At 66.3% G+C, this 26,579-nt stretch carries 28 protein-coding genes and 1 pseudogene; 5 read left to right on the top strand and 24 right to left on the bottom strand.

Annotated features, from left to right (window positions below):
- Positions 1 to 14: 14 nt before the first annotated feature.
- The 15 genes from guaD to VQ045_RS03830 form a co-directional block, all read right to left on the bottom strand.
- Entirely contained in the window at positions 15 to 1,409 is a 1,395-nt protein-coding gene (gene guaD, locus VQ045_RS03900; RefSeq protein WP_331829222.1) for a guanine deaminase, read from the bottom strand.
- Positions 1,406 to 2,674 carry a urate hydroxylase PuuD gene (locus VQ045_RS03895; RefSeq protein WP_331829221.1) on the bottom strand — a complete coding sequence of 423 codons (1,269 nt, stop codon included), beginning with the start codon at positions 2,672 to 2,674 and terminating at the stop codon, positions 1,406 to 1,408. Before VQ045_RS03895 ends, guaD begins: the two co-directional genes overlap by 4 nt.
- Before the next feature lie 180 nt (positions 2,675 to 2,854).
- Positions 2,855 to 3,949 carry a BMP family ABC transporter substrate-binding protein gene (locus VQ045_RS03890; RefSeq protein ID WP_327645576.1) on the bottom strand — a complete coding sequence of 365 codons (1,095 nt, stop codon included), beginning with the start codon at positions 3,947 to 3,949 and terminating at the stop codon, positions 2,855 to 2,857.
- Between the two features lie 32 nt (positions 3,950 to 3,981).
- A complete protein-coding gene (locus VQ045_RS03885) occupies positions 3,982 to 4,908 on the bottom strand; it encodes an ABC transporter permease (RefSeq protein WP_331829220.1) in 927 nt (308 codons plus the stop codon).
- Positions 4,905 to 6,017, bottom strand: coding sequence for an ABC transporter permease (locus VQ045_RS03880; protein ID WP_327623169.1), 1,113 nt, complete (start codon positions 6,015 to 6,017; stop codon positions 4,905 to 4,907). The genes VQ045_RS03885 and VQ045_RS03880 overlap by 4 nt, the downstream gene beginning before the upstream one ends.
- On the bottom strand, positions 6,017 to 7,573 hold the full coding sequence (locus tag VQ045_RS03875) for an ABC transporter ATP-binding protein (RefSeq protein WP_331829219.1): 1,557 nt from the start codon (positions 7,571 to 7,573) through the stop codon (positions 6,017 to 6,019). The genes VQ045_RS03880 and VQ045_RS03875 overlap by 1 nt, the downstream gene beginning before the upstream one ends.
- Positions 7,570 to 8,457, bottom strand: a complete 888-nt coding sequence (gene xdhC / locus VQ045_RS03870) for a xanthine dehydrogenase accessory protein XdhC (protein WP_331829218.1) — start codon at positions 8,455 to 8,457, stop codon at positions 7,570 to 7,572. The genes VQ045_RS03875 and xdhC overlap by 4 nt, the downstream gene beginning before the upstream one ends.
- Complete coding sequence (locus VQ045_RS03865) at positions 8,454 to 8,729, bottom strand: type II toxin-antitoxin system HicB family antitoxin (RefSeq protein WP_331829217.1); 276 nt, start codon at positions 8,727 to 8,729, stop codon at positions 8,454 to 8,456. The genes xdhC and VQ045_RS03865 overlap by 4 nt, the downstream gene beginning before the upstream one ends.
- Positions 8,730 to 8,791: 62 nt before the next feature.
- A complete protein-coding gene (locus VQ045_RS03860; RefSeq protein WP_331829216.1) occupies positions 8,792 to 9,022 on the bottom strand; it encodes a type II toxin-antitoxin system HicA family toxin in 231 nt (76 codons plus the stop codon).
- Between the two features lie 79 nt (positions 9,023 to 9,101).
- Positions 9,102 to 11,510 (bottom strand): xanthine dehydrogenase molybdopterin binding subunit, encoded by a 2,409-nt coding sequence (gene xdhB, locus VQ045_RS03855; protein WP_331829215.1) that lies wholly within the window; start codon positions 11,508 to 11,510, stop codon positions 9,102 to 9,104.
- The gene (xdhA, locus tag VQ045_RS03850) at positions 11,510 to 12,997 is read right to left on the bottom strand and encodes a xanthine dehydrogenase small subunit (protein ID WP_331829214.1); all 1,488 of its coding nucleotides are present in this window, start codon (positions 12,995 to 12,997) and stop codon (positions 11,510 to 11,512) included. Before xdhA ends, xdhB begins: the two co-directional genes overlap by 1 nt.
- Positions 12,997 to 13,365, bottom strand: coding sequence for a hydroxyisourate hydrolase (gene uraH / locus VQ045_RS03845; protein WP_327623165.1), 369 nt, complete (start codon positions 13,363 to 13,365; stop codon positions 12,997 to 12,999). The genes xdhA and uraH overlap by 1 nt, the downstream gene beginning before the upstream one ends.
- A gap of 176 nt (positions 13,366 to 13,541) precedes the next feature.
- The gene (locus VQ045_RS03840; RefSeq protein WP_327623164.1) at positions 13,542 to 14,879 is read right to left on the bottom strand and encodes an 8-oxoguanine deaminase; all 1,338 of its coding nucleotides are present in this window, start codon (positions 14,877 to 14,879) and stop codon (positions 13,542 to 13,544) included.
- A 37-nt stretch (positions 14,880 to 14,916) separates the two neighbouring features.
- Positions 14,917 to 15,114 (bottom strand): hypothetical protein, encoded by a 198-nt coding sequence (locus VQ045_RS21945; RefSeq protein ID WP_442872873.1) that lies wholly within the window; start codon positions 15,112 to 15,114, stop codon positions 14,917 to 14,919.
- Positions 15,111 to 15,584 (bottom strand): urease accessory protein UreE, encoded by a 474-nt coding sequence (locus VQ045_RS03830; protein WP_327623163.1) that lies wholly within the window; start codon positions 15,582 to 15,584, stop codon positions 15,111 to 15,113. The genes VQ045_RS21945 and VQ045_RS03830 overlap by 4 nt, the downstream gene beginning before the upstream one ends.
- A 98-nt stretch (positions 15,585 to 15,682) precedes the next feature.
- Here VQ045_RS03830 and VQ045_RS03825 point away from each other — a divergent pair, with 98 nt between their 5' ends.
- Together VQ045_RS03825 and VQ045_RS03820 are read left to right on the top strand one after the other, a co-directional pair.
- On the top strand, positions 15,683 to 16,315 hold the full coding sequence (locus VQ045_RS03825) for a hypothetical protein (RefSeq protein WP_327645588.1): 633 nt from the start codon (positions 15,683 to 15,685) through the stop codon (positions 16,313 to 16,315).
- A gap of 366 nt (positions 16,316 to 16,681) precedes the next feature.
- Entirely contained in the window at positions 16,682 to 17,113 is a 432-nt protein-coding gene (locus VQ045_RS03820; protein WP_327623161.1) for a hypothetical protein, read from the top strand.
- Here VQ045_RS03820 and VQ045_RS03815 read toward each other — a convergent pair.
- Together VQ045_RS03815 and VQ045_RS03810 are read right to left on the bottom strand one after the other, a co-directional pair.
- Positions 17,110 to 17,415: pseudogene (locus tag VQ045_RS03815) on the bottom strand (urease subunit beta). The gene VQ045_RS03820 and the pseudogene VQ045_RS03815 sit on opposite strands and share 4 nt — an antisense overlap.
- Positions 17,416 to 17,577: 162 nt before the next feature.
- On the bottom strand, positions 17,578 to 18,153 hold the full coding sequence (locus tag VQ045_RS03810; protein WP_327623160.1) for a HupE/UreJ family protein: 576 nt from the start codon (positions 18,151 to 18,153) through the stop codon (positions 17,578 to 17,580).
- 358 nt (positions 18,154 to 18,511) lie between these two features.
- Between VQ045_RS03810 and VQ045_RS03805 the strand changes: the two genes are divergently transcribed.
- A complete protein-coding gene (locus VQ045_RS03805) occupies positions 18,512 to 18,838 on the top strand; it encodes a hypothetical protein (protein WP_327623159.1) in 327 nt (108 codons plus the stop codon).
- Between the two features lie 45 nt (positions 18,839 to 18,883).
- Here VQ045_RS03805 and VQ045_RS03800 read toward each other — a convergent pair whose 3' ends face one another.
- The 7 genes from VQ045_RS03800 to VQ045_RS03770 form a co-directional block, all read right to left on the bottom strand.
- A complete protein-coding gene (locus tag VQ045_RS03800; RefSeq protein WP_331829213.1) occupies positions 18,884 to 19,183 on the bottom strand; it encodes an urease subunit gamma in 300 nt (99 codons plus the stop codon).
- 64 nt (positions 19,184 to 19,247) lie between these two features.
- Positions 19,248 to 19,457 carry a hypothetical protein gene (locus VQ045_RS03795; protein ID WP_327645598.1) on the bottom strand — a complete coding sequence of 70 codons (210 nt, stop codon included), beginning with the start codon at positions 19,455 to 19,457 and terminating at the stop codon, positions 19,248 to 19,250.
- 178 nt (positions 19,458 to 19,635) lie between these two features.
- Positions 19,636 to 20,448 carry a formylmethanofuran dehydrogenase subunit C gene (locus VQ045_RS03790; RefSeq protein WP_331829212.1) on the bottom strand — a complete coding sequence of 271 codons (813 nt, stop codon included), beginning with the start codon at positions 20,446 to 20,448 and terminating at the stop codon, positions 19,636 to 19,638.
- A complete protein-coding gene (gene fhcD / locus VQ045_RS03785) occupies positions 20,445 to 21,344 on the bottom strand; it encodes a formylmethanofuran--tetrahydromethanopterin N-formyltransferase (protein ID WP_331829284.1) in 900 nt (299 codons plus the stop codon). Before fhcD ends, VQ045_RS03790 begins: the two co-directional genes overlap by 4 nt.
- Positions 21,341 to 22,981 carry a formylmethanofuran dehydrogenase subunit A gene (locus VQ045_RS03780; RefSeq protein ID WP_331829211.1) on the bottom strand — a complete coding sequence of 547 codons (1,641 nt, stop codon included), beginning with the start codon at positions 22,979 to 22,981 and terminating at the stop codon, positions 21,341 to 21,343. The genes fhcD and VQ045_RS03780 overlap by 4 nt, the downstream gene beginning before the upstream one ends.
- Positions 22,975 to 24,093, bottom strand: a complete 1,119-nt coding sequence (locus VQ045_RS03775) for a hypothetical protein (RefSeq protein ID WP_327645603.1) — start codon at positions 24,091 to 24,093, stop codon at positions 22,975 to 22,977. The genes VQ045_RS03780 and VQ045_RS03775 overlap by 7 nt, the downstream gene beginning before the upstream one ends.
- Before the next feature lie 77 nt (positions 24,094 to 24,170).
- A complete protein-coding gene (locus VQ045_RS03770; RefSeq protein ID WP_327623154.1) occupies positions 24,171 to 24,542 on the bottom strand; it encodes a 4a-hydroxytetrahydrobiopterin dehydratase in 372 nt (123 codons plus the stop codon).
- A gap of 81 nt (positions 24,543 to 24,623) precedes the next feature.
- Between VQ045_RS03770 and VQ045_RS03765 the strand changes: the two genes are divergently transcribed.
- Positions 24,624 to 25,604, top strand: a complete 981-nt coding sequence (locus VQ045_RS03765) for a beta-ribofuranosylaminobenzene 5'-phosphate synthase family protein (RefSeq protein WP_327623153.1) — start codon at positions 24,624 to 24,626, stop codon at positions 25,602 to 25,604.
- Positions 25,605 to 25,677: 73 nt separating this feature from the next.
- Entirely contained in the window at positions 25,678 to 26,574 is an 897-nt protein-coding gene (locus VQ045_RS03760; protein ID WP_331829210.1) for an NAD(P)-dependent methylenetetrahydromethanopterin dehydrogenase, read from the top strand.
- Positions 26,575 to 26,579 lie beyond the last annotated feature (5 nt).

Raw genomic sequence — 26,579 nt, 5'->3', positions numbered from 1 at the left:
CCGGATGCGACCTGCTACTGCGCCGCTTCGCCGGCCTGCTCCGGTCCCGTCACAGGCGCATGGTCGGGACGCGGCGGCAATGGCTTCGAAGCCGCCGCCCCGCGGTCATAGACGCGGTGGCCGTGCGCATAGGTCGCGACAGTGGCGCGTTCGTCGCCGAGGATCATTAGCGCGAACAGCTCTTCCTCCAACGTCTCGACCCGCGCCATGCGCCGGCGCATGGCCGAGGTCGCGCAGGTATCGAGGACGACGAGGTCGGCCTCGAGCCCCGGCGCGATACGCCCGATCCGGTTGTCGAGCCCCATCGCCGCCGCATTGCCGGCGGTCAGCATGTGAAAGGCGTCGAAGGCGGGCAGCTTCTGGCCCTGCAGCGCCAGCACCTTGTAGGCTTCGGCCGCGGTCCGCAGCATCGAATAGCTGGTGCCGCCGCCAATGTCGGTCGCGAGCCCCACCTTGATGCCGGCGGCGCGCGCGGCAGCGAGATCGAACAGCCCCGAGCCGAGGAAGAGGTTCGAGGTCGGACAGAACACTGCCGTCGCGCCCTTTTTGGCGAGCGCCTCGCGCTCGCGCTGCGACAAATGGATGCAGTGACCGAACAGCGCCCTGGGACGGACAAGGCCGAAGCGTTCGTAGACTTCCGTATAGTCCTTCGACCAGGGGAACGCCTCCCGGACGAAGGCGATCTCGGCAGCATTCTCGGACAGGTGGGTCTGGATGTGGAGGTCGGGGTGCTCGACCGCAAGCGCCTCGCAGGCTTCCAGTTGCGCCGCGCTCGAGGTCGGCGCGAAGCGCGGCGTGATGGCATAGTCGAGCCGGCCCTTGCCATGCCATTTGCGGATCAGCGCCTTGGACTGCTGATAGCCGGATTCCGCCGTGTCGAGCAGCGCCGGCGGCGCGCCGCGATCCATCATCACCTTGCCGGCGACCATGCGCAGGTTTAGCCGCGCGGCCTCGGTGAAGAACGCGTCGACGCTTTCCGGATGCGTGGTGCAATAGACGCCGGCCGTCGTCGTGCCGCTCGCCAGAAGCTCGTTGAGGAGGAACCGCGCGCCCTCGGCCGCCACCGCCGGGTCGCCGTAGCGGCTCTCCTCGGGAAAAGTGTATTTCGCCAGCCATTCCATCAACTCGGTGCCGTAGGAGGCGATCACCTGCGTTTGCGGCATGTGCAGATGCGGGTCGATGAAGCCGGGCATCAGCAGATGCGGCCGGTGATCGGCGACCGGCGTTTCGGGCCGCAGTCTGGGCAGCAGCGTCGCGGCTTCGCCGACTTGGCGGATGATCCCCTTGTCGACGACGACCAGCCCGTCCGCGATGTAACGGACCGCCGCCCCCTCGCCCTCCTCGGCCGGGTCGGCGTCGAACCAGAGCAACCGCCCCCGGATCGCGATGCTGCCACCGACGCGTGTCACGGTTGCCCGCCGTCGGCGACATAGCGGCCGGAGCCGGATGCGATCCACGCGGCAAGGGTCTCGCGTTCGGCCGGTTCGAGGCCGGTGACGTTGCCGGGCGGCATGGCGTGGCTGCGCACGGCCTGACGCTCGATCAGCGACGCGTAATGGATGATGTCGTCTCCCGTTTCCAGGCGGATATCCTTCGGCGCCGTCGCGAGCCCCGGCCACAGCGGCTCGCTGGCGTGGCACATGGAGCAGCGCGACAGGATGATCGCCTCCGCCTCGGCGAAATGCGGCGAGGCGGCCAGCGCGACGGCCGGGTCGCCGTCCCACCGGCGCGACGCTTCCGCACCCTCACCGGACTTCGCCTCGGCCCGCCAGCCCGGCGCACCCGACAGGGTGATAACTGCGGCGAAGAGCAGACCGGCGACCGCCCAGCACCACCAGAGCTGCCGACCGGTCGCGTGCATCGTGTTGAAGTAGTGCCGGATGACCGCGCCGATCAAAAGCACCAACCCGGCGATCGCCCAGTTCCACTCCGTCGCGAAGGCCAGCGGATAGTGGTTCGACAGCATCAGGAAGATAACCGGCAACGTCAGGTAATTGTTGTGCAGCGAGCGCTGCTTGGCCTCCTGGCCGAGCCGTGGCTCGGGCGTGCGGCCCGCCTTGAGGTCGGCGACAACGATTGTCTGGTTCGGGATGATGATGAGGAACACGTTGGCGGTCATCAGCGTGGCGATCATCGCGCCGGTGTGGAGCATCGCGCCACGGCCCGAGAAAACCTCCGAGAACAGGAAACTCGCCGCGACCACGTAAACGAACAGGACGGCGAGCAAGGCCGTGTCGTTCTTCTTCAGTGGCGACTTGCACAGCCGGTCATAGACCAGCCAGCCGAGCGCCAGCCCGCCAATGCCGAGCGCGCTCGCGCCCCAGACCGGCAGATCGGCCTTTTCCGGATCGATCAGATAGAGATCGGCGCCGAGGTAATAAATCAGGACAAGCAGCACGAAACCGGACAGCCAGGTGGAATAGCTCTCCCATTTGAACCAGGTCAGGTCCTCCGGCATCGCTGGCGGCGCGACCATGTATTTCCGCAGATGGTAGAAGCCGCCGCCATGCACCTGCCAGGCTTCGCCGCCGACGCCGTCTGGCAGTTCGCGCGGCTTGCGTAGGCCGAGGTCGAGCGCGATGAAATAGAAGGACGAGCCGACCCAGGCGATGGCGGTGACGACGTGCAGCCAGCGCACGGCGAAGCCCAGCCATTCGGAGAAATAGGTCCACATTCGCGAGTTGCCTCGAAGCGCCGCCCCCTTGTCGCGGCGCCTCCTGATAGGTCTCGAATAAGGCTGTCATGCGCCCGCCGTTCAGGAGACGGGGAAGGCGCGAGCCTGTTGGGTTCGGTATCGGCAAGGGGCGGCGAAGCGCCCCTTGCCGTGTCGTCGGGCGCTTGAGAGCGCCGTGCCTCAGCTCTTCACGCCTTCGACGTACCAGTCCATCTTCAGAAGGTCCTCGTCCGACATGGTCTCGCCTTCCGGGACCTTGACCTCGCCCGCTTGATCCTTGATCGGCCCGGTGAACACCTCGTAGGTGCCGGCCTTGGTGTCGTCGACAATCTTCTGGGCGGCTTCCTTCACGTCGGCCGGCATCTTGTCGTTGAAGGGCGCCATCTCGACCTCGCCCTCCTTCATGCCGAGCCAGACATTGTCGGCCGTCCAGGTGCCGTCGAGCATCGCCTGCACCCGGTCGACATAATAGGGTCCCCATTTGTCGACGATGGCGGTCATGTGGGCGTTGGGCGCGAAGCTGGTCATGTCCCAGGCCTGGCCGAAGGCGATGGCCCCGCCCTGCTCAGCGGCCTGCAGCGGTGCAGGGGAATCGGTGTGCTGGGTGATGACGTCGGCGCCCTGGCTGAGCAGCGCCTTGGTCGCATCGGCCTCCTTGGCGGGATCGTACCAGGAGTTGACCCAGACCACCTGAGTCTCGAAATCCGGATTCACCGCCCGCGCCGCCAGCGTGAAGGCGTTGATGCCCATCACCACTTCCGGGATCGGGAAGGAGGCGATGTAGCCGGCCTTGCCGCTCTTCGACATCTTCCCGGCGATCGTGCCGAGCACCGCGCGACCCTCGTAGAAGCGGGAATTGTAAAGGCCCATATTGTCGGAGCCGGTCTGGTAGCCGGTCGCGTGCTCGAACTTCACGTCCGGAAATTGCTTGGCGACCTTGATGGTCGGGTTCATGAAGCCGAAGGAAGTCGTGAAGACGATGTCGTTGCCGTCCTGGGCGAGCTGGCGGATGACCCGCTCGGCGTCAGGCCCTTCCGCGACATTTTCGACAAAGGTGGTCTCGACCTTGTCGCCGAGCTTCTCCTCCAGATATTTGCGCCCCTGGTCGTGAGCATAGGTCCAGCCGAAATCGCCGACCGGGCCGACATAGACGAAGGCGGCCTTCACCTTGTCCTTTTTCTCGCCGTCCTGCGCGGTCGCCGGCAGGCCGAACGAGACCGCGGCAACGAGCGTGACGGCTCCTGCCATCAGTCGGCGTCGAGTGGTGTTGAACATCGCGGGACTCCTTGGGGTGGTTGGGGTTGATGTCAGGCGCTCGCCCGGAACGGTTGGCCGAGGCAGGCCGGCGCCGCGGTTCGGACGCTTCCCTTGCCGGCCGAAATGATGGCAAGGACGAGGATGGTTGCCAGATAGGGCAGGCTGGCAAGAAATTCCGGCGCGAACAGATTGAAGCCGGCCGCCTTTGCCTGCAACTCCAGCGTGATGACCGCACCGAAGAGATAGGCGCCGAGCACCAGCCGCCCCGGCCGCCATGAGGCGAAGACGACGAGCGCGATGGCGATCCAGCCGCGACCGGCGGTCAGCCGCTCCGCCCACATCGGCGTCAGCACCAGCGAATAATAGGAGCCGGCAAGCCCGGCCATGGCGCCGCCGAACAGGACCGCGAGATAGCGCACCTTGAGAACCGGATAGCCGATCGCGTGGGCGGCGCTGTCGCTCTCCCCGACCGCGCGCAGGATCAGCCCGGCGCGGCTGTGCTTCAGGAACCACCAGATCGCGAGGGCCAGCACGAGCCCGAGATAGACCAGCGGCGAATGGCCGAAGATCACCCGTCCAATGGGATCGCTCGCGAGCGCGGCGGGAAAGATCGGTCCGAGCGTCGCGGTAGTGATGCCCACATAGGGTGCGCCTAATAGCGCCGAGACGCCGGTGCCGAAGATAGTCAGGGCGAGACCCGTCGCCACCTGGTTGGCCATCAGGCTGAGCGTCAAGACCGCGAAGATCAGCGATGCCGTGGCGCCCGCGACCATTGCCGCCAACGCGCCGAGCGATGGCACGCCGGTGGTATAGGCGATGGCAAAGCCGGTAACGGCGCCGATCAGCATCATGCCCTCGACGCCGAGATTGAGGACGCCGGATTTCTCCACCACCAGTTCGCCGAGCGCGGCGATCAAGAGCGGCGTCGCCGCCGCCGCGATCGTCATCAGGATGGAGATGAACAGTGCTGTGGTCATGTCGCCGGCTCCACCTCGATACGGCGGGTCTCCGGAGACGGGCCTCCGGCCTTGCGTCGCACGACAAGCCGGTAGCGCACCAGAAGATCGGTCGCGAGCAGGAAGAACAGCATCATCGCCTGGAACACGCCGGCCGCGGCCGACGGCAGGCCGATCGTCGTCTGGGCGCTCTCGCCCCCGACATAGGTGAGCGCCAGCACCAGCGCGGCGACGAGGATGCCGAGCGGATTGAGCCGTCCGAGAAAGGCGACGATGATCGCCGTATAGCCGTAGCCGGTGGGAAATTGCGGCACCATCTGGCCGAAAGGGCCGGACGCCTCGAGAATTCCGGCAAGGCCGGCGAGGCCGCCGCCGACCAGCAGCGCCAACCAGACCGTCGAGGATTGGCGGAAGCCGCCGTAGCGGGCCGCGTTCGGCGCCAGCCCGACGACGCGGATTTGAAACCCGGTGATCGACCGCGTCATCAGGAACCAGGCGGTCAGCGCCAGTGCCGCCGCGATCGGTATGCCGAGATGGATCAGCGTGCCCGGAACAGCGATCGGCAGCGTCTGGGCGGCGGTGAACATCGCGGTCTGGGGGAAGTTGAAGCCCATCGGGTCTTTCCAGGGACCGCGCATCAGATAATAGAGCAGCTGGATCGCCACATAGTTGAGCATCAGGCTCGACAGGATCTCGTTGACGTTGAGCCGCGTCTTGAGGAAGGCCGGTACGCCGGCCCAGACCATGCCGCCGAGGATGCCGGCCGCGATCATGACGGGCAGGACCCAGAAGCCTTCGACGTCAAGAGTCAGCAAGGCGACGCCGGTGCCGGCGAGCCCGCCCAGGATGTACTGTCCCTCGGCGCCGATATTCCAGATGTTGGCGCGAAAGCCGATGGCCAGGCCCGTCGCGATGATCGCCAGCGGCGCGGCTTTCACCAGAAGATCCTGCCAGCGATAGGGATTGAACAGCGGCACGACGAAAATCTGGTAGACCGCCTTGAGACCGTCATGGCCGAGCAACGTGAAGACGATCGCGCCCGCGACGAGGGTCGCGACGACGGCGATGACGGGGGCCGTCAGCATCATGGCGCGGCTCGGCTCCCGGCGGGGCTCGAAAACGAGGGCCATCAGGCGGCCCTCTCGGCGCCGGCGTGGTCGTCCCCGTAAGCGCCGTGGATGCCGCCCATCAAAAGACCGACCCGCTCGATGGAAATTCCCTGGACATCCATCGGCTCCGACAGCCGCCCCTCGTTGATGACGGCGATCCGGTCGCAGAGTTCGAGCAATTCGTCGAGATCCTGGCTGACGACGACGATCGCCGCGCCCTTGGCGGCGAGGTCGATCATTGCCTGGCGGATGAACGCGGCAGCGCCCGCGTCGACGCCCCAGGTCGGCTGCGAGACGACGAGCACGGCGGGGTCCTGCATGATTTCGCGGCCCATCACGAATTTCTGCAGATTGCCGCCGGACAGACTTCCCGCCAAGGCGCCCGGCCCCGTCGCCTTGACCGAGAAGGCATCGATGACGGAGGCCGCGTAGGCGCGCGCGGCGCCAGCCTTGATGATGCCGCCGGCGGCAAGCCCCATGCGCTTTCGCGCGGACAGAACCGCGTTCTCGGCAAGCGACAGGCCCGGCACTGCGGCGTGGCCGTTGCGCTCTTCCGGCACGGTCGCCAGCCCGAAGGCCCGCCGCCCGTCGACCGAGCGGTTCGAAATCGTGCCGCCGTCGATCATGATCTTGCCGGTTACGCCGGCCATTCGCTCGCCCGACAGCACCTGAAGCAGTTCATTCTGGCCGTTGCCGGCAACACCCGCGATGCCCAGAAGTTCGCCGGAGCGCACGGTAAAGGAGATATCCTTGAGGCTGGTGCCGAAGGGCGGCTCGCCCGGCGCCGACAGATCGCTAACGGCAAAGCGGACCTCGCCGTTAACACCGGCCGCCTTACCAGACAGATCCTTTAGATCGCCGCCGATCATCAGTTCGGCCATCGAGCGCGCCGACTCTTCGCGGGGATCGCAGGTGGCCACCACCTTGCCACCTCTGAGGATCGTCGCCGTCTCGCAGAGTTCCTTGATCTCGTGCAGCTTGTGGGAAATATACAGGATCGAGCAGCCCTCGCGGGCAAGGCGGCGCAGCGTCTCGAACAATTGCCCGACTTCCTGCGGGGTCAGGACCGAGGTCGGCTCGTCCATGATCAAGAGCTTCGGCCGCTGCAACAGCGCCCTCACGATCTCGATCCGCTGCCGTTCGCCGACCGACAGCGTGTGGACGACGCGATGCGGATCGAGCGTCAGATCGTAGGAGGCGAGCACCTCCCGGATCGCGGCTTCCAATTCCCGGCGCGGCGGCGGGTTGTCCATGCCGAGGGCGATATTCTCCAGGACGGTCATCGCCTCGAACAGCGAGAAGTGCTGGAACACCATGCCGACGCCGAGCGCCCGGGCCTCGCGCGGCGAGTGGATCGCGACCGGTGTCCCGTCGAAGGCCATCGTGCCCTCGTCCGCCTTCTGCACGCCGTAGATGATCTTCACCAGCGTCGACTTGCCGGCGCCGTTCTCGCCTAGCAGCGCATGGATCTCGCCGGGCGCCACTAAGAACGATACCTGATCGTTCGCGACGACGCCCGGGAAGCGCTTGGTGATGCCGGAGAGCTGCAGGCGCGGCGCCATGTCGATGTGGGTCATCCCGTTGATCTGACCCCGTCACTATGACATCGCCCGTTGCGCGCCGCAAAGCGATCGATCAGCTTTTCCTGTTGATCGGAAAGCAGGCAAACGGCCAGCTCCGCCACCGTCAATGCGGCGATCACCTCGGGGCGCTTGTCATGCAGCGCGGCTCCGCCGATCGGCAGCGTCAGCCGGGCGACGTCGGCGTCCCGTCCCTCCTCCACGAGATAGCGGCGAAACCGTTCGCGCTTCGTCGCCGAGCCGATCATGCCGACATAGGCGGCGTCGCCCCGCGCCAAGGCTGCTGCAGCAATCAGAAAATCCAGCGAATGCGCGTGGGTCATCACGACGAAGGCCGTGCCGGCGGGAGCGGCCGCGACCTCGGCCTCCGGCAGCGCGGCGGCGGCGGTCTCGACCGCCTCGGGCAGGCCGACCAAGGTCTCCGGCCGGCTGTCGACGAGGCGCACGCGAACCGGCAATAGCGCCAGGGCTGCGGCGAGCGCCCGGCCCGTATGCCCCGCGCCGAAGATCAGCGCCAGCGGCCGCTCCGCCTTCTCGCGCGCCTCGAGCGTCTCCAGTTCCGAAAGCAGGGCTTCGTTCGCCCGGCGCAGCGACAGCTCCACCCGCCCGCCGCAGCACTGGCCGATCTCCGGTCCGAGCGGGACGTCCATCACCGCCTCGGTCTCGCCGGAAACCAGCATCGCCCGCGCCCGCTCGATCGCATCGAATTCGAGCCGTCCGCCGCCGATCGTGCCCGCAAACTGCGACGGTGTCACCAGCATCGCCGCACCCGCTTCGCGGGGCGTCGAGCCGAGCGCGCGGATGATCGTGACGAGGACGGCGGGCGTGCCGGCCTCGAGCGCCTTCGGAACGAGGGTGGACAAACCCGCCAAATCGATCACCCCGCCTTCGTGGCATGATCGATCGCCTCGGCGACCCATTCGTTCAGGCTCTTGTTCTCGGCGCGCGCGGCTTGGACCGCCGCTTCGTGGAGTTCGGACGCAAGACGAACATTGAACTTGCCGGAGAATTTTCGAAACGGCTCGATGCCTTGTTCCTCGCACATGTCCAAGAACACCTTGAGCGAGAGGCGCCCTTCTTGCTGCAAGGCTTCAACGCTGGAGGCATAAAAATCGGCTCCGCCGTTCAGGCCGACAAACTCGCCGCGCAGCATGCCGATTTCCGGGTCGAACGTCACCACGGCGTTATGTCCGTCGATCTTCATGATGTTCTGCGTCATGGCCTGACCTCATGGGCTTCCAACCATTTCCTGATACTCACCACGGCGCCCTTGTCGGTATCGGGAGACGGGTGAGGCCGGTGGAATACGCGAACCTCGCCAAACAGCAGGACGCCGATGCGCGAGCCTTCGCGCTCTTGGAGTGTGGCGCCGAGCTCAAGGAACATCGCTTCGATATCGACCCATCGGATGGAACCTCTCACCGGGCGGGCGAATATGAGTTCCAATGTCCGACTGTGTCGCCTCTTCATTTCGAAGTGATACTAAAATACGGTACCATATCCGTGAACGCAAGATAGGTTGCTCTCATCCAGCCCCTCGCACCTGTTCGACGGCGGCAAGCACGCGCTCGGGCGTCGCCGGTGCGTCGAGATCGGGGAAGGCCTTGCCGTCTCCCGCCGCACACACCGCGTCGGTCAGCGCCGAGAACACCGAAATCGCCAGCATCAGCGGCGGCTCCCCGACCGCCTTGGAGCGATAGATCGTCGGCGCGCGGTTCTCGCCCTTCTCCCAGATCGCCATGCGGAAATCGTCCGGGCGATCGTTGGCGGTCGGAATCTTGTAGGTCGACGGCGCATGGGTCTTGAGCCGGCCCTTGTCGTCCCACCACAGCTCTTCCATGGTCAGCCAGCCCATCCCCTGGATGAAGCCGCCCTCGATCTGGCCGAGATCGATCGCCGGATTCAGCGACTGCCCGACGTCGTGGAGGATGTCGGCGCGCAGCAGCCGGTATTCTCCGGTTAACGTGTCGATGACGACCTCCGAACAGGCCGCGCCATAGGCAAAATAGTAAAACGGCGTACCTCGCGCGTTCTCCCGGTCGTAGCTGATGCCGGGCGTCGCGTAAAAGCCGGTCGAGGACAGCGAAATGCGCGCGAGATAGGCTTCGCCGACGAGATCGGAAAAGCGCTTCTCGTCATTGCCGATCCGCACCCGGTTGGCCTCGAAGACGACCTGGTCCTTCGGCACCTTGTACCGCTCGGCGGCATAGTCGATCAGCCGGTCCTTGATCGTCCGGGCGGCGGCCTGTGCGGCCATGCCGTTGAGGTCCGAACCGGAGGAGGCCGCCGTCGCCGACGTATTCGGCACCTTGGCGGTCGTCGTGCCGGTGATCTTCACCTTGTCGATGTCGATCTGGAATTCCTCGGCGACCACCTGCGCGACCTTGATGAACAGCCCCTGCCCCATCTCCGTACCGCCGTGGTTGAGATGCACCGAGCCGTCCTTGTAGACATGGACGAGCGCGCCGGCCTGATTGAGATGGGCTGTGGTGAAGGAGATGCCGAACTTCACCGGCGTCAGCGCCAGGCCCTTTTTGAGAATCGGGTTGTCGGCATTGAAGGCCTTTATCGCCTCGCGCCGGGCGCGGTAGTCGGACGAGGCCTCCAGTTCCGCGACGATCTCACCGATCACCGAGTCGGTCACCGGCATATGATAGGGCGTCAGGGCCGGACTATCCCGGTCCTCGGGGGCCGGGTAGAAATTGCGCTTCCTGACGTCGAGCGGGTCGAACCCCGTCTCAAAGGCGATGTGGTCGATGGCGCGCTCGATCCCGACCATGCCCTGCGGCCCGCCGAAGCCGCGAAATGCGGTATTCGATACCGTGTGGGTCTTCAGCCGCCGCGAACGAATGCGCGCGGCCGGCAGCGCATAGGCGTTGTCGGCGTGAAACATCGCCCGGTCGGCGATCGCCGCCGACAGATCCTTCGAATAGCCGCAGCGCACGAAATGGGCGAAATCGACGGCCGCGATCCGGCCATCCGCCTCGAATCCGAGATCGTAGTCGATCCGCACCTCATGGCGCTTGCCGGTCATTTCCATGTCGTCGTCGCGGTCGAGCCGGCACTTCGCCGGGCGGCCGGTCTTGATCGCGGCGAGGGCCGCGACCGAAGCGAACAGCGCCGGCTGGCTTTCCTTGCCGCCGAAGCCGCCACCCATCCGCCGCACCTCGACGGTCACGGCGTGATCGGGCACACCCAGCATTTTCGCGACGTTGTGCTGGACTTCGGAGGGATGCTGGGTCGACGAGCGCACCAGCACGTCACCATCCTCCTGCGGGATCGCATAGGCAATCTGGCCTTCCAGGTAAAAATGATCCTGACCGCCGACCTCGACACGGCCCTTGACCCGGCCCGGCGCGGCATCGAGCGCGGCACCGGCATCGCCGAGATTCATCTCATGGACGGGAAGCAGGTCTTCGCCGGTCTTGTCGGCAAGGGCGATCGCGTCATCGATGCAGATCGCCGCCGCCAGGTCCTCATATTCGATCCGCGCCAGTTTCGCGGCAGCACGTGCGGCCGCTTCCGTCTCGGCGGCGACGGCGAACAGCGGCTGCCCGACATAGTCGACCGTGTCGACCGGGAAGATCGGATCGTCGCCGAACACCGGCGAATAGTCGTTCTGGCCGGGGATGTCCGCAGCGGTCAGCATGGCGACAACGCCCGGCGCCGACCGAACGTCATCGAGTTCCATGCCGACAATGCGGGCATGGGCCCGCTCCGACATGGCGATGTAGATTTGCAGCGTTCCGGGCAGCTCAGGCTCATCGTCGACATAGCGCGCGGCGCCCGAGACGTGCTTGCCGCCGCTGTCATGGGCGAGCGCCGTCCTGACGCCGCCCCGGATCGCGCGTTCGCCGCCTGGCGGCTTCTCGCCCAGCGTTTCGAGCGAAGGTTCGCCGGCGCCGCCGCGATCCTGGATGCGCGTTTCGTCCATCACGCAACCTCGCCGAGCGTGGTCGCGTCTGCCGCGACATCCTCGATGCGGGTCCGCACGCCGCCCTGCTGTTCGAGCCAGAACCGGCGCAACAGGTTTTGCGCCGTCTTTAGCCGGTACGCAGCCGAGGCGCGCATGTCGGTTAGCGGGGTGAAGTCCTCGGCCATCGCCGCAGTCGCCGCTTTCACCGCCGCTTCGTCGAAGCGCCGGCCGACAAGCGCGGCTTCCGCCTTCGCCGCGCGCTTGGGCGTTTCCGCCATGCCACCAAAGGCAAGCCGTGCTTCGCTCACTCTGTCGCCGTCGAAGGTGAGGCGGAACGCGGCCATGACAGCGGAAATGTCGGAATCGAAGCGCTTGGAGATCTTGTGCGCGAAGAAGCGCTGGTTCGTCCCCAGCCGCGGCACCTCGACGGCGGCGACGAACTCGCCCTTCGCCCGGTCCTGGCGGCCGTAGGCGATGAAGAAATCCTCAAGGTCGATGGCGCGGGCCGTGTCGCCCTGGCGCAGATGCAGCCGCACGCCCAGCGCGATCAGGCAGGGCGGCAGATCGCCGATCGGCGAGCCGTTGGCAATGTTGCCGCCGACCGTGCCGGCATTGCGGATCTGGCAGCCCGCGAAGCGGCGCAGCATCTCGCCGAGATCGGCGTGCATACCCGTCAGTATGTCGAAAGCCCGGCGATGAGTGACGCCGGCCCCGATAAAGACCCGGCCGGCCGCTTCCTCGATCACCTGGAGATCGCGGACATGGCTGACGTCGATGATCATCGGCAACTCGCGGTGCTGCTTGGTCACCCACAGCCCGACGTCGGTCGCGCCCGCGACCAGCACGGCATCCGGATGCGCGGCATAGGTATCGGCGAGGTCGTCGACATTGGTCGGCGCGAACCAGTGATCGCCGCCGGCCTCATAGGCGAAGACGCCGTCACCTTCGAATTCCGCCAGCCGAGCGCCGAGCGCCGCGTCCTCTTTCGCAGTATCGGGCACCGGCACCGCGCCGAGCTCCAACCCCGCCTCGACGATCGGCCCGTAGCCGGTGCAGCGGCAGAGATTACCGGCGATCAGATCCTTGACCGATTGGCGGTCCGAGATCGCGCCTGTGAGCCAGCCGGCGTAAAGCTGCATGACGAAACCCGGCGTGCAGAAGCCGCACTGGCTGCCGTGTTTTTCCACCATCGCCGTCTGGATCGGGTGGGCTCCATCGCGGCCGATGTATTCCACCGTCTCGATCGCCCGGCCATTCAGCGAAGGAAGGAATTGGATGCAGGCATTGACCGCCCGGCGCGAGAGGCCGCCGCCGCCATCCGGCTCCGCGATCAGCACCGTGCAGGCGCCGCAGTCACCCTCCGCGCAGCCCTCCTTGGTGCCGGTCAGCCGTTCCGTCCGGCGCAGATACTCGAGAATCGTCGTCGTCGGCTTCAGCCCCGCGACGGCACGCTCCTCGCCATTGAGGACGAAGCGGATCGGCCGAGGGGCGTCATGACCGGTCATCAGCTGCCCCTGTAGGTGGAATAGCCGAAGGGCGAAATGAGCAGCGGCACATGATAATGCGTCTCGTCGGCGATGCCGAAGCGGATGACGACGTCGCTGAGGAATTTCGGCTCCGGCAGATCCCGGCCCGTCGCGTCGAAATAAGCGCCGGCCGCGAAAACGAGTTCGTATTCGCCGACCACGAAAGTCTCGCCGGCCATCAGCGGCGCGTCACAGCGCCCGTCCGAATTGGTGACGGTTTCCACGACCTTTTCCCTGCCACCGTCCGCCCCGAGCCGCCACAGCGTCACCGCGATACCAGAGGCCGGCCGGCCGAGACTGGTGTCGAGCACATGGGTCGTCAGCCGGGCGGCGGTCAGTTCGGACATTCAGGCTCTTTCCGTCGTTTTTGACCATTCGGTCAAGCATTCTGCAACGTCGGGAGCGGCGGCGTAAAGCGGAAAGCATCCGGCTGCTTCCAAGCCCGTGCAAGATGAAAAGCGTGACGCGTTCCTTGCCCCACGCACCTCGTTTCGCCGGGCATCGGTAGACCAGGAGCGCGAATTCAGCCGAAACGCCGGGCCGCTGCGCTATGTTCGGCCCTGAGACGGGCCAGGTCGACCCCGACCGGATGGCCGTCGAGGACGCGCCATTCGCCCTTCACCATCACCCGGTCGGCGCGCGTCGCGCCGCACAGGACCAGCGCCGCAATCGGATCATGCGCGCCGGAAAAGCGCAATTCGTCGAGGGTGAACAGCGCAAGATCGGCCTGCCGCCCGATGTCGATACGGCCGATGTCGGTGCGGCCGAGACAGGCCGCCGAACCTTCGGTTGCCATGGCCAGCACGTCTCGCGCGGTGATCGCTGCGGCCGAGCGGTAGTTCAGGCGCCCGACCATCAGCGCGTGGCGAGCCGCCTCGATCAGGTTCGAGGCGTCGTTCGAGGCCGAACCGTCGACACCCAGCCCGACCGGCGCCCCGGCATCCCGCAATTCGTTGACCGGACAAAAGCCCGAGGCCAGCACCGCATTCGACGTCGGGCAATGGCAGACGCCGACCTTGTGCGCGCCGAGGCGCCGGCATTCCTCGGTGGTAAAATGAATGCCGTGGGCGAGCCAGGTGCGCGGCCCGAGCCAGCCGACGTCTTCCAGATAGTCGAGCGGCCGGCAACCGAATGTCGCTTCGCAAAAGGCGTTCTCATCCTCGGTTTCGCCAAGATGGGTGTGCAGCCGGCAATCATGCTTGTCGGCCAGCGCGGCGCTCTCGATCATCAGGCTTTTGGTCGCCGAGAAGGGCGAACAGGGCGCCAGCGCGATCTGAATCATCGCCCCGTCGGACCGGTCGTGATAGCGCCCGATCAGCCGTTCGCTGTCCGCGAGGATGTCGTCCTTGTCCTGGACGACGCTATCGGGCGGCAGGCCGCCGTCCTTCTCCGACAGGTCCATCGAACCACGGCTCAATGTGACGCGAATGCCGAGGCTCGCCGCCTCCTCGGCCTCGATGTCGATGGCGTTCTCCAGACCCTTTGGAAACAGGTAATGGTGGTCCGCTGCGGTGGTGCAGCCCGACATGAGAAGTTCGGTCAGCGCCAGCCTGACCGACAGGCGGAAACTGTCCGGATCGAGCCGCGCCCAGATCGGATAGAGGCTGGTTAGCCAGGGAAACAGCGCCTTGTCGATCGCCGCCGGATGCGCCCTAGTCAGCGTCTGGTAGAAATGATGATGGGTGTTGACGAGACCCGGCAGGACCACGTGCCGCGACGCATCGAAGACCGCGTCGACCGGCCCCGAAGGCGCGCCGCCTGCGGGCACCAGTTCGACGATCCGCCCATCCTCGATCACCATGCCGCCATCCGCGCCGTCGGCAAGAATGGCGAGCGGCTGCTTCAGCCACAGCCGTGTCACGCCGCGGACTCGACCATCGGCAGGCCGTTTATGTGGATCATGACCGGAAGAGCCTCGTTCGCAGCGCCTCGTGCCGCATCGCGGCGATGTCGGACCCTAGCGCCACCGAACCGAGGTCGTCCAGCGCCGATCGGAAAGGCGGCGAAAACAGCGTCAGCAGTTGCGGCAGATGCGCGGCGGCTTCGCCGGCCACACCGCCCGCCTCTGGCGTCGTCGAGGTTTCAGCGTCCCTCACCGGATTGCGGTCTCGGGCGAAGGCTCGTGGTCATGGCCGTGCGCCTCATAGGCTCCGCCCTCCGGATCGAACCCAGCCGCCACTTCGGTGATCGTCGCGCCAAGGCCGGACAGCATCTCGTAAATGACCGGGTCGCGGCGGATCAGGATACACTCGCCGAGAAGCTGCGCCGGCAGATGACGATTGCCGATCTGCCAGGCCAGAACGAGGAGATGCCGGGCGTCCTTGCCACGAACCTCGTAGAGCTCTTCGGGCTTGGCCCGCACCGCGATCAACCGGCCGTCGTCGAGGCCGATCGCGTCGCCGTCCCTCAGCAGCACTGCCTCGGGCAGATCGAGCAGAAATGCGATGCCGTCGTCGTCCGAGACCATCGCCATGCGTCGGCGATGCCGCGCCGTCTCGTCGAGCGTGATCGTGTCGGCGGCGTCCGTCCATTCGCCCGCGCGCTTGACCGAAGTGCCAACGATCATTCAATCTTCCTACTTCCGCACGCTAGCGCGCCCTGTCCCCTTCGCGGCGACGATACGGCGGCGACAAGCAAGCCGCGCACCAGGCATGAGGAGCCGTCATGCCGCTGCAAAACCGGGTAACCCCGCTGGGAGAGATCATCGCCGATCCGGCGCGGGGCGCGCTGATGGGCAATCGCGGCATTCTGCACGATCGCGACCGAAAACTCGGCCGGAGCCGCTGGAAGCACAAGGCCTGGATTGCCTGCGTTCTCGCCTTTCGCGGCAGGCGGCGCACGCCGATGACGTCGGGCCGCTATACCGAGCTGTTCTTTCTCGACGAAGCGACGGCACTGGCGGCCGGCCACCGCCCTTGCGCCGAATGCCGGCGCGCCGACTTCAACGCCTACCGCGAGGCGTGGAGAAAGACGCATCATCTCGCCGCACCGCCTTCGGCCAAAGCCATGGACGACGCGCTCCATGCCCATCGGGTCAAACCGCGACTGCGCGATCAAGTGCATCATACGAGGGCGGCCGCAGATATCCCTGACGGCGCCTTCGTGCTGGTCGACGGCGACGCCTGGCTGGTCTGGAAGCGCCGCCTGCTGCGCTGGAGCGCCAGCGGCTACGACCGCGTCGGCGAACTGCCCGGCGGCCCGCTGACCGTGGTTACGCCGAAACCCAGCGTCGACGCCCTTGCCGCTGGCTACCGCGTCGCCGTGCATGACAGCGCCGATGCTCTGCACTGCACCTGAGCGTCGGGGCAGATTCGGCCATGGACCCGATCTAAAACAGAAAATACCGCTACGCCATTGGCAGCTCGCTCGCCGGCTCGCAGGTCAAAAGCGCGCCATCGGCCCGCACTTCGTAGGTCTGGGATCGACCTCCATCTCAGGCCGACATGGGGCCTGGTAGATGCCGGTGTGGTCGAGGGTCAGCGCTCCGCATCGTCCATCGCTGCCTCGCACCATTCCAGACCATAATTCGGTCGCGAAAGCCTGGCTTGCCCGATCTGTCGGGATCGCGCAGACTGCTGGCGCGTTCCTGGATGGTCCGCCCGTCATCAGCGCTCGCGCCTGTCGCCGGCCCCCCATCGCCCGTTCGCCGGAAAGGAGTTTTCCGTGTTTCGTTTCGCACTGCTCGCAACACTTCTCCTGCCGGCGGCGGCCTTCGCCCAGGCCTTCGATCCGGGCCCGATGGGAGACGTGCCGGGCATGTCGATGTCCGGCTTGCCGATCGTCGGCGCGCCGCAACCGCCAGCTGGTCCGCGCATTCCCGGCGCCCGAGTGTTCGGCGACACGGTCGAGGAGCGCGCCTATGGCCGCGACTTCGATGACAGCTATCTGCGGCCAGTCGTTCCCCGCTTCGGAGGCGGTGCGGACATGCCGAACGAGCTGCGAGCCATGGAGGGCCGCTCCGACCTCAACAGCGTCAATGCCGGTGCTTTTGCTCGCGGCGGTCCGGGCGCTATTGGCCGCAGCGCGGTGACGCGCGGACGCTCGCCGGGCTCACACCGCGCGATCATCCGGAGATCGCCGAAACCGACGCGTTAGAACGCGCCCATCACCTTGCCGTTGAAGCCATGGACCTTGCGCACCCCGCCGAGCGGCACCAGCGTCACCTCGCGCGTCTGCCCCCGGCTCGAAGCGCACGGCCGTGCCGGCGGCGATGTCGAGGCGCATGCCGCGCGTCACCTCGCGGTCGAAGGCGAGCGCCGGGTTGGTCTCGGCGAAGTGGTAGTGGCTGCCGATCTGGATCGGCCGGTCGCCCGTATTGGCGACCTCGATCGTGACGGGAACCGCCCGTTCGTTGAGGACGATGTCGCTCGCGGCCGTGAGATTTCGCCAGGGATCATGACCAATGACTCCAAAGCTTGCGGATACCGATTATGACGAGCACGGCCAGGAGAACAGGGCCGATCGCCATCAGATCATATTCCCCAACCGGTTGCGGTGCCCGCAGGAATTCCGGCATGACATCTCCCCGCCGCCCGGCGCGGCTCGAAGGCTCCGGACGATCAGCCGGCCATCAGATAGAGGCCGGCGCCGGCGGACAGCGCACCGATCGCCCGCAGGAGGATAGGGTTCGCCGTCCGGACCAGAGCATTGCCGAGCAACAATCCGCCGCCATGCAGCAGTGCCGTCGCGCCGGCAAAGCCGAGGCCAAAGACCGCGGCCCCGGACGCGCCGAGTTCGGCGCCATGCGCCGCCCCATGAAACAGCGCGAAGGCGCCGACGATCGTCGCTGCAAGCGAAACCGGCAGCTTCACCGCCATGGCGATCAGCAGGCCGAGCGCGACGACCGAGGCAAGCACCACCGGCTCGACGAAGGGCAGCGCGATTCCGGCGACCGCCAGGGCGAAGCCGGCACTCATCACCGTGACGAAGGCGAGTGGCACCGCCCACAACGCGCGGCCACCGATCATCGCCGCCCAGATTCCGACGGCGACCATGACCAGCACATGGTCCCAGCCCAGCAGCGGATGGACGAAGCCGGTGAGCAGCGAGCCGTGCTCGGCCGGATTGATGTGGGCAAAGGCGGGGGCCGTCGCGGCGAAAAGCGAGGCGGCGATAAGAGAAAGGCGCTTGAGCATGGTTGTCCCTCGTTTGGTCGACGGTCGCCCCGAATTGGGTCGCGTCCCGCCCGGCATTCGGCCGGGTTACTGTGCGGAGCATGGAAGGCCGGAAAGCAGGTGTCAAAGGGTTTCTCGCCGCTTTTCCCGCCGCGCGTCAAAGGTCCACCGATCGCCGGTTGTCGGAAGGGTTTTGGAAACGATAAACCAAAGCTGGCGCGACAAGCGAGAAACTCTGGCAACCACCTTTCGTTATCGTCTCGGCAAGCCCGATTTTCGATGCCGCACATTGGCTCTCGAGGATTGGGCCAGGCCGCTCCGGAGTTTCGACGCACAACGATCGAAGCCAGACGGCCGGCAACAGAAGGGAGTCGACTTCATGCTGAGATCATTCGTGATCGCGGCGGTACTTCTTGCTTGGACCGGATCGGCGGGGTCCGGCGACCCGGTGATGATTCGCACCGTGACCATGAACGGAATCGTCGGGACCGCGTACTATTCAACGGTCGAGCAGGGCTATCGCTTCATCGGCGGATCGCCGCGGAACGGCCTCGTCGCCGCTGATGCGCCGATCGCGGTCTCATCGCTCGATGAAGCCGAGAATGCGGTCGCGAGCGACCCTTCGAGCATGACGATGCCGAAGACCAGCGCCTCGGACCAAGGTCAGGCCGGCGGGAACGACGAGGAAGTACAGCAGGGTAGCTGATCGATCTCTATGGGCTGGGCGTTCGGCCGCCCTCCGCGCCGATCCTCAGCGGATTGGCTCGTGGACCGTCACCAGCTTGGTGCCGTCCGGGAACGTCGCCTCGACCTGCACGTCATGGATCTCGGCAATGCCTTCCATCACCTGATCGCGGGTGATCACATGCGCACCCGCCTCCATCAGATCGACTACCGAGCGACCGTCGCGCGCACCCTCGACGACGAAGTCGCTGATCAGCGCGATCGCCTCCGGATGGTTCAGCTTGACGCCCCGCTCCAGCCGCTTCCGCGCCACGATGGCGGCCATGGAGATGAGCAGCTTGTCCTTTTCGCGCGGGGTCAGTTGCATCCGTCCATCCTTCGCCGGTCCGTCAGAGCGACCATACAAGCGGCGGGCCGTTCGCCAGAGCCGCTCAGATCGGCTGTTTGCGCTCATCCGGCCAGCCGCAGCGCCAGCTCGTGATCGTCCATTGCGGGTGATCGCCGGCCCAGGCCGCGACGTACGGCGTCGACAGCATCATGCATTGGGCGAGCGAGCCCCGGCTTTGGTAGGCGAGCCGCTCTTCCTTGCAGCTCGCGGGGTTGGATACCATGCAGACTGTCAGGATCAGGTCGATCATCATGTTCGTCGTTTCTCCCGAAATCGATGCGTCGGTACCCAGCCGCCATTGCCATATGACGAGTTACGGCGCCCGTCGGCGCTCGGATGCAAAGATTAGCGCGGGAACTGGTGATCTCCCAGAATTCCACTGCCGAAACAGGCGCTATGCCGCGATCGTGAACGGGAGGGTGGCGGTTATCCTAACCGAGCGGCAGGAAGATTTCGCCCTTGCCGAGAACGGCGGTGTCGCCGCCGATACGCCGCATCGGAGCGCCGTCGAACGGCGCTGGCCCGATGTCGCCGGTCGCGAATTCCTGGGCCATCAGCTTGAGGATCAACAGATCCGCCGGGCCGTTGTCGAGAAAGGTCGGGGCCAGCCGTTCGGCGCCGCCGCAGAGGATCAGCGTGCCGCGCTTCATCAAGCGCCCCGGCGCGCCGCGCGCCAGACCGCCGACGACGAGGGTTCCGGCGATCATCCGGCTGCCGGCATTGTCGCCCACCGCGCCATCGACGACGATGGTGCCGCGGCGCATCCGGTCGGCCGCCCGCGCCCCGGCGCTGCCGCCGACCCGGATCGCGCCGCCGCGCATGCCGGCCATCTCGCCCGCCATCGGACCGCCAAGAAAATCGCCCGCGTCGCCACCGACCGACAGAAAGCCGCCGCTCATGCCAGACCCGGCGAGGCCGCCGACTAAACCTGTGACGGTCAGCCGCCCTCCGGCCATCAGCCGGCCGACGCGCCAGCCGGCGCCACCCTCGACATGGATCGCGCCATCGTCCATCGCCTCGCCGATCCGGTCGAAGCGCTCGGACCCGCCCTCGAAGCGGATCGTCGCCGCGTCATTGCCGGACAACGCAAAGATATCGCCGACGGTCACCAGCTGCTTGGTCGTGCCGATCGGCAGCGCGGTGATTTCGGACAGGCTAAGATTCGCCAGATGGGCCGGCGTCAGGATCGACAGATCGAGACGCTGGTCCGGTTCCGCCGTCTTGCGGAAGGTCAGGCCGCTCATGGCACGAGATCCTTGAGGTGGAAGTGATGCGGGCCGAGATTGCCGCCGTAATTGCCGGCGCCGATCCTGAGCGCCCCCTCCTCCGTCCCGAGGTCGATGGCGGCTTGCAGCCCGGCCCGCATGGCGTCGGCCACCGCCTCGGCCGACAGGCCGTCGATGACGATTTCCAGAACCGAGCCGATCTCCGGCCCGAGCGCGGATTGGGTCACGCCCTTCAGCGTCGGGCAATAGGCCTCGTTGGTCGAGGCCATCATGCCCTTGTATTTACCGCCGACCTTGGAGCCGGAGCGCACGACGCCGCCCGGAAATGGCATGATCACGTCGGGCACAGCCCGCATCGCCGCGACGGCCGCTTCCGCGGCGGCGAGCGCCTGCCGACTGCCGCGCGCCATGAACAGGAGATTGCCGCCGCCGACGCCCTCCCTGGTAACGCCGGTCTTCGCCTCGCAGACGAATTCGCCCTCCATCACCGGCATGCGCCAGAAATGCTTGTCGCCGAATTTCTTGGATATTTGCCAGCCGTCGGCGAAATAGCGGATCGCCGAGCCGAGATCGATCTGCGTCTCGCCTTTCAGATCGGCGTAGCAAGCCGACGTCGGGCTGGTGAGAATGCATTGGCCGAGCCGGGTGCCGAGTTGCTTGGCCAGGCCTTTCGTATCCATCGCGAAGATCAGGATACGCACGCCCGGCCGCCCGTCGCGGGTCTCCTGTGGCGTCAGCAGCCGGTCGATCCCCGCCTCGCAGCCGCAGGCGATGACCGAGGTGGCAAAGCCGGTGAACGAGCGGGCGGCTTCCAGCGCCCATTTTTCGCTGTCGGCGGTCACTTGGATCGCTGTGGCGCGCATCGGAAAGGCTTCTGCGAAACTGTCGTCGATCGCGACGCCGTTGATGTTCATCTCCGGCATGGCACCACCTTGAACGGATCGTCGCGCCCAATCGCGTAGTCCGGCACTTCGAACCACCGCGCCGGCATGCCATAGCGCTCGTCGAAATAGGTCTCCAGACGCTTCGCCATCGCCTTGTCGGCCTCCGGACGCAGCGACAGGGTCCGCCCGGAGACACGATTGACCACCCGTCCGTCCTGCACGACGAGGGTCCCATCCTTGAAGACATAGGCGGCCCGGCCGAACATCGCCGCCTTGTCGTCGCCGGGTCGGTAGACGGCGATATCGGCGATAGCGCCTTTGCCGAGATGGCCGCGATCGGCGGTGCCGAGCAGCCGCGCCGGCGCCGCGCGGGTCATGGTCGCGATTTCCTTCAGCGTATATTCGCGGGTGATCTCCGGCAGGATCGTCATTTCCAGCACGGATTTCGGCAGGGCTTCCAGCCAGCGCTGGCGCACGCCCCGGTCCATCAGCAGCGCGAAGATGTCCGGATAGGCGGTGAACGGGGCGCCGTTCGGATGGTCGGTGGTGAAGAACACCCGGCTCGGATCCTTGATCAGGAGAAACAGCTCCAGCCCGATCGCCCATTGCAGCGCGTTGAAATAGCTCGACTGCTTGTAGTCCATCGGCACGACGCCGCCGCCATTCGCCTCATGATCGAAGATCACCGATTTGCGCGGCTTCGCCTGGCCGCGACCGGCGAACTGTCGCAACTCGTCGGCGGAGACCGTTACCGTCTGTCCGAACATCACCTGGCCGATATCGACGGTAATTTCCTTCGTCGCGTTGACCAGTTCGGCGAGCCGCTGACCTTCCGAGGAGAACCGGCGAGTTCCCTCGGCGCCATAGCCGTAGAATTGCAGATGCGCCAGATGCAGCGGCAGACCCTCGGCCGCAGCGATGGTCGCCTCGGCCGCTGCGGCCGAATCCCCGGGAACGCCGAGATTGTTGCAGTGGACGTGCAGCGGGTGCGCAATGCCGAGGCCGGTCACCGCCGTCTGCAGCGTCTTGACGATCTTGCGCGAGGAGACGCCGTAGTCGGGCACCTCATCGTCGAAGCCAAACTGGCGGACATTCTCCTTGAAAGCGGCCGATCCGCCGGCATTGATGCATTTGACGCCAAGCGCGCGGGACGCCGAGACGGTCCAGGCGACATAGTCCGCGATGGCGCTCTCGCTCTCGCCGTCGCGGATCATCCCCATCAGGAAATCGTCGTTGCCGAGGACGACGAGGGTGGCTTTGTCGATGATCGGGATGTCGGCGAGTTCGAGATGGGCATGCAGAGCCGACGACGGCGCCATCGCCGGCTCGACCACCGTGGTGAAACCCATTTCGGCGTAGCGCAGGCCGGTTTCCTCGGTCGTCCAGCCGACCTTTGACAGCGCCGTCGCACCCGGCCGCGACTGGAACGCACGGTGAAATTCCGGCAGCAGCAGCCGCGCCGTGTTCACATGCCCGCCGGCGATGTGGGAGTGGATGTCGATCGCTCCGGCCATGACGATCAGGCCCTTGCAGTCGATAGTTTCGCCGGGCACCCTGCCGTCGGCGGGCGGATCGACGATATGGCCGTCCTCGATGAAGAGATCGGCGACCACATCACGGCCGTTCGCCGGATCGACGATATGTCCGTCCTTGAGCCGCATCAGCATGGCGCCGCCTCGCCGAGCGCCGCCGCGATCGCCGACAGGATCTCGGCCGAGGGAGGGGCATCGCTTTCCGCGCTTGCAGGAACCGGTACGAAGCCGCCGAACGTCCCGTCGAAAAGAGCGCCATCATGATCGCGGCCGGCCAGGGCGACCTCGAAACCGATCTCGGGCGTATGGGTCCAGGCATCGCCGGGCGCGGTGACCGCGATTACCGGCACCCGTCCCGCCCATTCCGGCTCGGCGGCGTTCGCGCCGGCCAGAGCCGCGACATGGATGGCGAGATCCGCCTCGCCCGAGGCAACCAGCCGTCCGGCCTCGAACATCTGCGGATCGTGATCGGGAAACCCGCGCGCGAAGCTCGTGCGCAGGGGAAAGCCGGTCGACCAAGTCGTGGCGAGCGCCGCCGCATAGGCCTGCTCCGGACCGAAAACCGGCAGGCTGGTGAAGCGGGTCTCGGCATTGAGGTCGAAGACAAGGCCGGCGAGCATCTCGACTCCGAGACCATCCATCGCCGCGGGTGAGAAGATGGCGCAGCCGAAGGCAGCGCCCTTCAGCCATGCCGCGATCTCGCCTATCCGCTTCTCGGGCAACGGCCCGTCGCCGAACCGATGCCCGGCAAGCGCGGCCCTGATCATCGCGAGGGCGTCGACGATCCCCTCCCCGGGACAACCGACCCGTTCAACCGTGATCGCTTTCGGCAAGGGCGGGGCATCGGACGGCGCACCCAGCCACAGCGCCTGCCGCCCTCCGCCCTTTGTGCGACCGCCGAGATCCGGCCCGTTCGAGAACAGGAATTGCGGCAGGTCCGGCGCCGGGGCGAAAGCGTCCGGTCCGACGATCAGCACGCGGTCGGCGCGACGCCGGATTTCCGCGGGCGCGCCAAGCATCATGCCGCCGTCACGAAGCGCTGAAATCAGCGGATAAATCTCTTTCGACGTCGCGTGATCGATCGCGCCGCCGGCGACCCGGCAAAGCGTGATCGCCGCATTGATACCGGCGAGATCGGTAGCCAGTCCGGTAACGACGGGAAACCGGCTCCGGCCGATGCGATCAGCCGTCGCCCGGACCGCCTCCTCCATGGACACCGGCCGTCCATCGATCCATGCCTTGCGCAAGACGCTTCGCTTTCTGTGCCCGTCGCCCAAATCTACAGGCTTGCGGGAGAAGGTCAAAGCCGATCGCCCGCTCCGGCTTATTTCTTGTCGTATTTGATGTAGGCGAAGCGCGGATCGTCGGGCGTGCCTTGCAGCGGGCCGTCCTCCTTGCCCGGCTGCCACATCACCACCTCCTCGATCTTTTTGGCGAGGGCGAAGTCCGAATCGGTAATGCCCTTGGCGGCGTGGTTCATCAGCCGGATCTCCACCCAGGCATAGGATGCGGTAAGGTCCGGATGATGAAAGGCGGCCTCGGCCAAATGGCCGACCGTATTGATCACCATCAGCGTTCCCTTCCAGCCAGCGGTCTTGTAGGTGCGGCGAATCCAGCCCCCCTCCAACCGCCAGCTGGGCAGCTCCGCCTTCAACCGTTCCTCGACTTCCGCGTCCGAATAGGTCTTGGCTGCCATGGTTTTCTCCCTCGCTCCGACTTGCCCGATGGGCTCCAGTCGCAATAATAGGGTGCGGGCACCTCGAAAGCAGGGGACATCGTGACAGAAGACGTCGTCAGCGTCTCAGCGCCCGCACGCCTGCACCTGGGTTTCCTCGACCCGGGTGGCCAGTCGGGCCGTCGGTTCGGCGGCATCGGCCTCGCCCTCGACGCCCCATCGACGCGCCTGTCGATCCGCCGCGCCGGGCACGATCGTGTCGAAGGCGCTGACGCCGAACGAGCGGCGGAGCATCTCGGCGCCATGCGCCGTCATCTCAGCCTCGACCAGACTCACGAGATAACGATCGACGAAACCATTCCCGCCCATGCCGGACTCGGTTCCGGGACGCAGCTGGCGCTCGCCGTCGCCGCCGGCGTCAGGGCACTCGAGGGCTTTCCGACCGATTTTACCGGCGATGCCACCCGGTTGGGACGCGGCAATCGCTCTGGCCTGGGGGCGGCGTTCTTCAACCAGGGCGGGCTTGCCGTCGACGGCGGCAAGGGCAGGCAAGACCGGCCACCACCGATCGTCTCGCGCTTTGCCTTCCCGACGGACTGGCGGGTCATCCTCGTTCTCGACCCGAACAGTCAAGGATTTCACGGCGCCGATGAAATCGCTGCCTTCGACGCCCTGCCGCCGTTCCCGGAAAGCGAAACGGCGGAAATCTGCCGGCTGGTGCTGATGGAGACGCTTCCGGGCCTCGCCGAACAGGACATCGCTGCCTTCGGCGCCTCCGTCGCGACCATTCAGGAAATGGTCGGCGGCCACTTCGCGCCAGCCCAGGGCGGCGTCTTCACCAGCCCGCGCGTCGCCCGCGCCTGCACCTTTTTGGCCGCCGCCGGGGCTCACGGGATCGGCCAGAGTTCCTGGGGGCCGACCGGCTTCGCATTTTCGGCATCGTCGCAAGAGGCCGAGCGGCTCGTTGCAGCGGCGCGGGCCGAAGGCGCCGCGCATGACCTCGACACCCGCATCGTCGCGGGACGCAATCACGGCGCCAGCGTCGAACGCGCTTCGCGCCACCAACTGGCGGGCACCGGCTAGGCCGCGGCGAAGCGGCGAGATCCGCCCGGCCATTCGACCGGGCGAACGACAACGAATTTCTGGAGGAACGGGAATGACCGAGAAGAACATTCTTCACATGCTCACCCCGCACAAGCATGTCAGCCCGTTCGACGTGAACATGGCGCTCGACGCCGGCTATGACGCGGTCGTGCCTTACGAAAACGTCGAACTCGCCGAGATCGCCGATCTCGTCCAGGACGTCATCTTTTCGCGCCCGCCGAAATGGGGAGCGGCGTCGGGCCTTTTCTTCGGCGGCAACGACGCGATCCTCGCCCTCGACATGATCGACGCGGCCAAGAAGGCGCTGGTGCCGCCCTTTGGCGCCAACCTCTTCGCGGATCCCGCCGGCTCCTTCACCACGGCGGCGGCGATGGTCGCCTGCGTCGAGAAGCTGCTGAAGGACAAGAAGGATCGGTCGTTGAAGGACACTTCGATCGCCGTCTTCGGCGCCACCGGCGTCGTCGGCTACTCGGCCGCCGTCATCGCCGCCCTCGAAGGCGCCAAGGTGACGATCGTCGGCTATAGCGGCCTCAAACGCGTCGAGGATCGCGCCCAGGAAATGAAGGATCGTTTCGGCGTCGCGGTGAACGCCGCAGACGGCTCCGACACGGCGAAGCAGAACGCCATCGTGAAAGACGTCGAGGTGGTCCTTTCCGCCGCCAAGGCCGGGGTTCGCGTGCTCGACGCTGCCCAGTTGAAGCAGGCGTCAGGGCTCCTCGTCGCTGCCGATGTCAACGCCGTTCCGCCCTCCGGCATCGAGGGGATCGACGTGATGGACAACGGCAAGCCGATCAGCGGCACACAGGCGCTTGGCGTCGGGGCGCTAGCGATCGGCAACATCAAATATCAGACCGAATCCGGCCTGTTCAAACGCATGATCGAGGCCGACGAGCCGCAAATCCTCGATTTCCGCGACGCCTTCGCGCTTGCCCGAACGCTGGTGAAGTAATCGCC

The organism is Aurantimonas sp. E1-2-R+4, assembly GCF_036549515.1.
GTDB lineage: Bacteria > Pseudomonadota > Alphaproteobacteria > Rhizobiales > Rhizobiaceae > Aurantimonas > Aurantimonas coralicida_A.
Note: the sequence above shows the minus strand (reverse complement) of the source record. Positions and strands in the feature narration are given on the sequence as shown.